The sequence below is a fragment of the Pantoea sp. Pa-EAmG genome, assembly GCF_030024295.1.
GTDB lineage: Bacteria > Pseudomonadota > Gammaproteobacteria > Enterobacterales > Enterobacteriaceae > Pantoea > Pantoea dispersa.
In genome coordinates this window covers 1-7704 of the sequence record NZ_JASEWO010000194.1, presented here as the reverse complement: position 1 = coordinate 7704, position 7704 = coordinate 1, and the positions used below count along the sequence as shown (strand labels likewise).

The following is a 7704-nucleotide window of genomic DNA, read 5'->3' as shown; positions in this document are numbered from 1 at the left end:
CAATAACCCCGTAAAACATTGCGTTAGGAGAGGTTGGTTGAGATTGTAGCTCTACATAAAGCTTTGCATTCAAGCAGCTGCTGAAGGCAAATAAAATAGTCATTAAAAAAGTATTTTTGGAAAAAATATGCATTGAATACTCATTAATAAAATTATTTTTTACAAATCACTGACGGATTCGCATTATTGCCAATCACATAACGCACATTCTGCAGACGATAAATCCAGCCGTAATTGACATGGCCGGGCGCCAGGCCGGCGGAGATATAGCGTTCAATATTTTGTGGTGAGGCGCGATTGGCAAGATTGTAGGAAATGGCAGTGGTTTCGCTGCGCAGCGCGGCGCCGGAGAAGCTGTGGCGCAGTTCAAAAGAGACATCAACCGGTTCGCGGCGCTGCAGTTGCTGTTGTGGCGAGTAATAACTGATCATGCCGCTGTAATTGCCGGTGGCCTGAAACAGACTGTTTTGCACTTTCCACTGCCCATGCGACACCACCAGCTGTCCCGCCTCTCTGGAAATCAGAATCGAATCCGCTTCACAATGAGGGATACGGCGCGACAGCTGATAAATCAGGATAGCCGCCAGTACCAGCGCCAGCATCAGTAATCCCCCCTGCAACACCCAGGTTACTCGGCGACGAAATATATGGCTGACCGACATAACGCATCCTTCTGCTCGATAGGGTTTTGACAGATAAACCAGCTGTAACGGTCAGCCAGCTTGGTGCGGTTGATATAGATGTGGCGTTCCTCTTCGGCCAGCTGGATAAAGCGCGCCATGCTGTCACTCACCAGCTGCAGGTTTTGATCGATCTCTTCACGTTCGGTGGCGCTGAAGTCGTCCTGGATATACCACTGCCGGCCCTGCACGTGGCGATAGGGTGCATAGGTCACAGTCACCACGTCGCGAATCTCCAGCACCTTAATACCGAGTAAGGCCAGCACCAGTAACAGCACTGCGCTGATCAACATGCCGATTAACACCAGTCCGGAACGGCTGCGTGGCACCGCCGCGGGCGTTTCCTCCGCCACGGTGGCGGTGGCTGGCGGCTGCACCATCACCGGCAGCGGCGCCGTGTGCACATGAGTGGTCACCAGCGGCTGAATACGTGCTTCCGATGCAATGCGCGCTTCTTCTACGGCTTCAGCCAGCGGTAAACAGGCTTCCACCCGCACCGACTCATGCAGCCGGTAGCCCTGACGATGAACGGTGACAAAGGTTTCTCCTTCCACCCGCAGTTGCAGAAACTGTTTGCGCAGCATCGATAGCATCTGGCGCAGCGAGTTTTCCGTCACGTGCACCCCCTGGCTACGCCAGCCTTCATCCAGCAGCGTTTCGTGGCTAATGACCTCACCCGGCTTTTGCAGAAACAGCGCCAGGCAGCGTGCGCTGCTCTGGTTGAGCAGCAGCTCGTTATCATGCCGATCGCGCAACAGGCGCCGATCCGGGTCAAACGTGATATGTTGATTTATCAACCACATAACAGGCACTCAGGGATAGTTCAGATAAAAAGTAGCAATCGCCGATACGTTGCCAGGCTCAATGGTGCGCTCGGCAATCGCGCTCGCCGAAGCCTGCAGCCAGGCACTGAACTGCAGCTGGTTGTCGCCCTGCTGCAGCGGAAAATGCATCACACCCCGGTTAATGGGCACCAGCTTTCCGTCCGCATCACTCAGGCCAATGGCCACGCCTTTGGCACCGGCATCACCGGCCAGCGCCAGCAGATCGGGCTGCTCGGCATCGGCAATACCGTTGAACACCAGCTCGACGTCTTTACCCAGTTCGGTATCACAACCGCTCAGACGCATCACCAGCGGACGCGCCGGCGTGCGCGGATTCTGATACAGCGATTTCGCGACGATATCGCCAAAGTTGAGTTCCAGCTGCTGCTGATCCGGTTCCAGCGAACAGGGTTCCGCCACCAGCGTGCCGTGCAGCTGCATCTCTATCGCCTGTGCCTGTGACACCAGCAGCCATCCCAGTACCAGCATTACGCCCGCTCTCATCGCCTCTCCTTACTGATATTCCAGCAGCAGCGCCGCGCTGGCGGTGAACTCCCCACCCTCCAGCGTCACGCCCGGCTGCTGTACCGGCACCGCGCCGAGATCGAGTGTGCCGGGGAAAACAATCGGCAACGTGCTGTTGACCGCCAGCGGCTTGCTGGCCAGATAAAAGCGAATACCCAGCGCACTCACACTGCTGAGCAGCGCGCTGCTGTCGAAACCGGAAGCGGTACCGGTCAGACGCACCTGCAATGCCGCACCCGGATCCTCAATGCACTTGACCGGTATCGCCTTACGCTGCAGATAGTTGACGCCATCGATCTTTTTCACGCTCAGCGCATCGCCAAACTCAATCATCAGGCTCTGGTTGTCATTCAGCGTGCAGGGCGGATTCTCAATCAGCGTACCGTGCAGGCGCAGCTCCACCGCATGCAGCGGCCAGCAGATGCACAGCAGCAGGCTACCGATCAGCAGCCTGCTGTAATACTTCATCAACGGAACAAGTCGATGCTTAGTCATAGTTCACCTGTAACTGACCGCTGGCTGACCAGGCACCCGGCTGCAGCGGCAGCGCGGTGCGTTCCTCTACCGTCAGCCAGCTCAGCACATTGCTGCCGGCGCTGAGCGGCACGCGCAGATTGCGGAAGGTGGGCGGCAGCGGCTGATGGTTCTCATCAAACAATTGCAGGCCCACGCCGTCAGAGCCCTGTACGCGAATCAGCTGCGGGTCGGCCAGACTTTGCGGGGCAAAAAAGTCGATGCTGATGGACGGCACATGTTGCAGCCATAGCGGATCGGCGACATTGCGGATACTGTACGGACAGTCCTGCAAATGCAGCGTTAACGCCTGCTTCATCACCTGCTCGCCGACCTGTTGCAGCGCGGCGGTCGGCGTGGTATCGAGGCCAGCCGCCTGATCATTGTTACCGACGTCAAGCCAGCATGGACTCTCCTGCAGCGCGCCATACACATGCACCACGCCGTTGGTTGCTGCCTGCAAAGTCAGGCTCAACAGCGTCAGCACCAGCAACAGCACACGCATCGCTTACTGCTCCACCTTGTTACTGACGACGCTGCAGCTGTCGCCGGCACACTTCAGCGCCAGCGTTGGACGGCCGCCGTAGTCGTTGATGTAGGTTAATAGCGGCGCGCTGCCCAGTTCTGCTGCGTTCACGCCCAGATCGATACTGGTTTTTGGCGCGACCATGACCGGTTCAAAGCTCTTCTTCAGCGACTGGCCTTTCGCTGGCTGTGCATCCACCAGCGTAATGAAGTAAGGCGTGGGATTATTCAGCTGGTAGCGTGCACCCTTGCGCGTCAGCGTCAGTTTTTCCTGCCATGGCGTCACCACTGACGGATTGCTCACCACGATCGCTTCCGGGCGATAGAACAGCTTGATACGCGTCTGCAACGCGATTTGCAGCACGTTGCTCTTCTCGCTGCGCGGCGGGATTTCACGCATGCTGAAATAGAACACCGATTCACGATCCTGTGGCAGCGCCTTGATGGCGGGCAGCGCCTGCACTTTCACCACGCTGCGTTCGCCCGGTTCGACGCGCTGCACCGGCGGCAGCAGCACCAGCGGTGACGTAATTTTTTTACCGCTGCTGTCTTCAATCCAGCCCTGCGCCAGATAAGGCAGCTGCTTGTTTTCATTGCTGATATTCAGTGAGACGTTTTTTTCGTTACCGTTAAAAATGACCCGGGTGCGATCAAGCGCAATCGCCGCGTGAGCCTGCAGCGATAGCGTCAGCGTGGAGAGCAGCAAGGCGCCACTCAGCGTTTTTACCAGCATGATTAACTCTTTCCTTACGTTGAAGAAGCAGGCGCGGCGCGGCGCGTGCAAAGTAATAACAAGTTCTGTCCTTCGTCGAGCAACTGCTGCGGCAGAGGATCGGGTAATGCCAGCTGACACTGGGTTTCGCCGTTCCAGCGCACATCCATGCTGGCACCGGCCTCAATGCCACTCAGCCACACCAGGCCGTCATCATCCAGAATGCCTACTTCGCGTCCGTTACTCTGGACGCTGGCCCCAAAGGGCGGCCAGCTGCCATCTGCCAGCCGGATGGCGGCCATGGCTTTAATGCCTTTAATCACGCCGAAACGCCGGTAACCGATGGCGCCTTCGGTCAGGGTGATCTGGGTTACCGGGCGCGACGCTTCCACGTTGTCGGCCAGTCCGGTGACATCAATACTGGCGGTGTTGCGGTAGTAGCTGTTCACATCCGAAATCACCGCTTTGCCAAAGAAATTGGTATACGTGTTACTGCCGCCACCGTTGACCGGCACGCCGGACACGCCATCGGTATCGACCATCAGACGCGTGCTGCCGGGCATGCCCAGCCGATGCAGCGCCGCGCCCTGCGGCGTGAGCGTTAAACCGCCCTGCAGTGACAGACTGGCGCTGCGGTATTGACCCTGCTGCGCGCTGGCGCTGGCCGTCATGCTGGTCAGACTGCCCTGATGACTGTAAAACCCGCTGAACGACTGACGGCGATCGTTATTGAGGCCGACGCTCAGGCTGTAACTGTTGTTACTGTCCAGCCGGTCATAAAAACTGGCCGAGTGGGTGGTTTGCTTACCGCTGGTTTGCTGGCTGTAGCTCAGGCTACTGTCACCGCCAATCGGCATACTGAAGTTGAGGTAAACGCTGTCATCGTTTTTGCCGTTATATTGCGTCCGGTTGAGCGACAGACTTAAACTCAGATTCTTAAACCGGCCGACATCAAAGTAGCGCGAGGTGGAAAAGCTCCAGCGATCCAGCGGGGCACGATCCCAATAGGTCTGATGGCTGTAGCTGAGGTAACTACTCAGGTTCAGGCTGCGAAAGTGCTTGTTGAGCGTAATGGTGTAGAGCTCTTTGCTGTTAGAAACCTGCTGGTTGCGATAACGCGCGTCGAGATACTGCGGCAGACTCATAAAGTTGCGCTGCGAAAAGCGGTAGCCGGCAAACGTCACCTGACCATCAAGTTCCTCGAAGCGTTTGGAATAGCTCAGGCGATAAGAGCCGCCGCTTTTGTTGCCCTGCTGCGGCAAGCCAGCCTGAGACTGGGTGGCATCAAACGAAATGGCGCCCAGCAACAGCAGATCGCGTCCCAGACCCATCGATAACGCTTTGTAATTGCCTGCGGCCAGCCCGCCGCCGTACATCGACCAGCCGTTACTGATCCCCCAGGAGAATTCGCCGGTGGCAAACGTAGGGCCCTGCGTTTTGTGCTCTTCGCTGCCCGGTTTGCCGCTGGCGAATTTGTAACGCACGCGGCCCGGACGGGTCAGATACGGGATGGTGGCGGTATCGACGCTAAAGGTCTGCACGCTGCCGTCCTGCTCCTCGACGCGCACGTCAAGCTGGCCGGAGACGGCATCATTGAGATCCTGAATACGAAATGGACCGGCAGCCACCTGCGATTCATAAATCACCCGTCCCTGCTGGCTAATGGTGACTTTGGCGTTGGTTTTGGCGATACCGGTTACTTCCGGCGCATAGCCACGCAGGTTGGGCGGCAGCATGTTGTCATCGCTGGTGATCGCCGCACCAAGATAGCGAAAGCTGTCAAACATGCCGGAATCGAGATAGTTCTCGCCCAGCGTGGCTTTCGCCTGGAGAGAAGGCAGCGGCCGATAGGCGTAAAAGCGTGTCCAGGTGAATTCCTGACGATGGCTGCCCGTGCCACGATTTTGCTGCATCTGCCAGTCCGCACGCAGGCGCCAGGCACCGGCGTTAACGCCACCGGTGCCGTTGCCGCTCACACTCTGGCTTTTAGCGCCGTATTGCGCACGCGTAGTGGAGGCAAACAGGTTGTAATCCATTAACAGGCCCGGGACGCCGTTATCCCAGCGAGACGGCGGTTCCCAGTTGGCGGCGCTGTACTCCAGCCATGCCTGTGGAATGGTGATGTTGAGGCGAGATTCACCCAGATTGCCGCGCACCTGCATACCGGAGATGGAATCCACCGCCAGACACTGGCCGTCCTGCAGCCACGACGCGTTTTTCAGCACTTCCGGTTTCAGCGCCAGTTTATCCACCATTTCGGGTGTCAGGCAGGGCAGACTTTCATTCGGCGCGTTTTCGGGCGCGTAGTAGCGCACCAGCATTTCCGGAATCTGTGTCTGGTTGACGCGCAGCTCCATCATGTATTCGCCCGGCATGATGTAGCCAGCCTGAGCAAACTGCGACAGATCGATGTTTTGCCGATCGTTGAGATCAAGGATATCGGTGTTGAATGAGACCGCACCGGCAGCGAAGAGCGGAGCACTGTAGCCGAGGGCTAACATTAACGCCACGCTGAGCGGCGTCAGCCTGATACGCTGCCTGCGCGCACATGAGGCTGGCGCAGTTAATGAAGCCTTTTTCATGGCAAGCGGTGTCCGTAAACCGTGAAAGATCAGTTGTAATTAATGTGAAAACGAATCGCGGCGGCGTAACTCCCGCTGTGCAGTTGCTGCTGGTTGCTGACCAGCGTGAGCCGATAACGCAGGTCGTGCTGCTGCGTCAGATGCTGATCGATCGGCTGCGCCTCACCGGGAGCAATGGTGTTGCCCTGCGTATCCGTAATCATCAGCTCTACCCCTTTGGCATCGCCATACACAGCAAAACGCTGCTGACCCGGCGGGCCATCGTGGTCAAAGGTGATAGAAAAGGTGCGTGCCACGCCTCCCGACGCGCTGTACTCCACCGGACAATTCACCAGCTGGATAGAGAAGGGAAAACCCGGCCCTTTACCGTCACGTTGCAGGCGCGCCAGCGGCAGCACCCCCATCGCGATGGTTTGTTCAGCATCATCGGCCTTAATGGCGCAGGCACCCTGATGAATGGCGCCGCGTAACGCAACGCGGCCGCGGTCGATCAACTGTTCGGCGCGGCAGTCATTGATGAAAAGCACCGATGCCGAAACTATCGCCGCAGGCATAAAACGACTCATCGCCGCAGTTCCTTAAGCGAAAAGATAGAGTGGCGGGCAAGGAAGCCCGCCAGTCTCTGACCATTACTGATAGTTCAGTGCGAAGTCAGCCACGCTCTGGAATTCGCCCGGGACGATAGTCTCAGAAGCGCCGCCACCCTGCAGGAAGGCTGCGAAGGAGAGCTGGTTGTTGCCGTCCATCAGTTTTTGCGCTGGTGTTGCGGTACCCAGTTCAATTTCGGTATCGCCGAAGTTGATGCCGATCGCCGCGCCTGATGCAGTACCGGTGATGGCCAGTTTGCCCGGGATAACCTGAGAGCCAGTACCGGCAAAGGTCACGGTCACTTCTTTCTTCGTTGCGGTGTCGCAGTTTTCCAGTTTGATCTGGAATGGACGCGGTGTAGAACGGCCACCGTCTTTCAGCGCCAGGTTGGAAATCTGACCCAGCTCAACCGTCTGGTCGACTGAACCCGGTTCGATGGAGCATGGCGCATCAACAATCGCACCTTTAAACGTCACAGTACCGTTACCTTCACCTGCTGCCATCGCAGAACCCGCCACCAGAGACATAGACAGACCTAAAGCCACAACGATTTTGTTCATGTTCATTTGCTGATTTCCATTTAGGTGAATAAAACAAGGAGCGCGTTCTGCGTCGGTCTTATTCAATTTGCTGTGTATAGAAAAATTTAATTACTTATATTTTTCCTGATGGCCGCCCACATCATTTTTGTGGTTGTCGTCCTCAAGTGGTGCCAACGATAGAGATCAATTTTGCCCTGCGCAACGGTATTTTCG

General features: G+C 57.0%; 9 protein-coding genes. All 9 read right to left on the bottom strand.

Annotated features, from left to right (window positions below; translation table 11 throughout):
• Positions 1-152 precede the first annotated feature (152 nt).
• On the bottom strand, positions 153-662 hold the full coding sequence (locus QMM04_RS19235) for a hypothetical protein (protein WP_127833493.1): 510 nt from the start codon (positions 660-662) through the stop codon (positions 153-155).
• The gene (locus tag QMM04_RS19230) at positions 629-1483 is read right to left on the bottom strand and encodes a winged helix-turn-helix domain-containing protein (protein WP_125311825.1); all 855 of its coding nucleotides are present in this window, start codon (positions 1481-1483) and stop codon (positions 629-631) included. The genes QMM04_RS19235 and QMM04_RS19230 overlap by 34 nt, the downstream gene beginning before the upstream one ends.
• Positions 1484-1492: 9 nt before the next feature.
• Positions 1493-2008 (bottom strand): fimbrial protein, encoded by a 516-nt coding sequence (locus QMM04_RS19225; RefSeq protein WP_132466149.1) that lies wholly within the window; start codon positions 2006-2008, stop codon positions 1493-1495.
• 9 nt (positions 2009-2017) lie between these two features.
• Positions 2018-2524, bottom strand: a complete 507-nt coding sequence (locus QMM04_RS19220) for a fimbrial protein (protein ID WP_282996784.1) — start codon at positions 2522-2524, stop codon at positions 2018-2020.
• The gene (locus QMM04_RS19215; protein ID WP_132466155.1) at positions 2517-3047 is read right to left on the bottom strand and encodes a fimbrial protein; all 531 of its coding nucleotides are present in this window, start codon (positions 3045-3047) and stop codon (positions 2517-2519) included. The genes QMM04_RS19220 and QMM04_RS19215 overlap by 8 nt, the downstream gene beginning before the upstream one ends.
• A gap of 3 nt (positions 3048-3050) precedes the next feature.
• Positions 3051-3800 carry a fimbria/pilus periplasmic chaperone gene (locus QMM04_RS19210; protein WP_104094259.1) on the bottom strand — a complete coding sequence of 250 codons (750 nt, stop codon included), beginning with the start codon at positions 3798-3800 and terminating at the stop codon, positions 3051-3053.
• Between the two features lie 14 nt (positions 3801-3814).
• A complete protein-coding gene (locus QMM04_RS19205; RefSeq protein WP_282996783.1) occupies positions 3815-6361 on the bottom strand; it encodes an outer membrane usher protein in 2547 nt (848 codons plus the stop codon).
• A 29-nt stretch (positions 6362-6390) separates the two neighbouring features.
• Positions 6391-6927 (bottom strand): fimbrial protein, encoded by a 537-nt coding sequence (locus QMM04_RS19200; RefSeq protein WP_282996782.1) that lies wholly within the window; start codon positions 6925-6927, stop codon positions 6391-6393.
• Positions 6928-6990: 63 nt separating this feature from the next.
• Positions 6991-7515, bottom strand: a complete 525-nt coding sequence (locus QMM04_RS19195; RefSeq protein ID WP_021507095.1) for a fimbrial protein — start codon at positions 7513-7515, stop codon at positions 6991-6993.
• Positions 7516-7704 lie beyond the last annotated feature (189 nt).

Excerpts from the sequence above, each read along its gene's own strand:
- QMM04_RS19235 (WP_127833493.1), bottom strand. The coding sequence starts at position 662 with ATGTCGGTCAGCCATATATTTCGTCGCCGAGTAACCTGGGTGTTGCAG.
- QMM04_RS19230 (WP_125311825.1), bottom strand. The coding sequence starts at position 1,483 with ATGTGGTTGATAAATCAACATATCACGTTTGACCCGGATCGGCGCCTG.
- QMM04_RS19225 (WP_132466149.1), bottom strand. The coding sequence starts at position 2,008 with ATGAGAGCGGGCGTAATGCTGGTACTGGGATGGCTGCTGGTGTCACAG.
- QMM04_RS19220 (WP_282996784.1), bottom strand. The coding sequence starts at position 2,524 with ATGACTAAGCATCGACTTGTTCCGTTGATGAAGTATTACAGCAGGCTG.
- QMM04_RS19215 (WP_132466155.1), bottom strand. The coding sequence starts at position 3,047 with ATGCGTGTGCTGTTGCTGGTGCTGACGCTGTTGAGCCTGACTTTGCAG.
- QMM04_RS19210 (WP_104094259.1), bottom strand. The coding sequence starts at position 3,800 with ATGCTGGTAAAAACGCTGAGTGGCGCCTTGCTGCTCTCCACGCTGACG.
- QMM04_RS19205 (WP_282996783.1), bottom strand. The coding sequence starts at position 6,361 with ATGAAAAAGGCTTCATTAACTGCGCCAGCCTCATGTGCGCGCAGGCAG.
- QMM04_RS19200 (WP_282996782.1), bottom strand. The coding sequence starts at position 6,927 with ATGAGTCGTTTTATGCCTGCGGCGATAGTTTCGGCATCGGTGCTTTTC.
- QMM04_RS19195 (WP_021507095.1), bottom strand. The coding sequence starts at position 7,515 with ATGAACATGAACAAAATCGTTGTGGCTTTAGGTCTGTCTATGTCTCTG.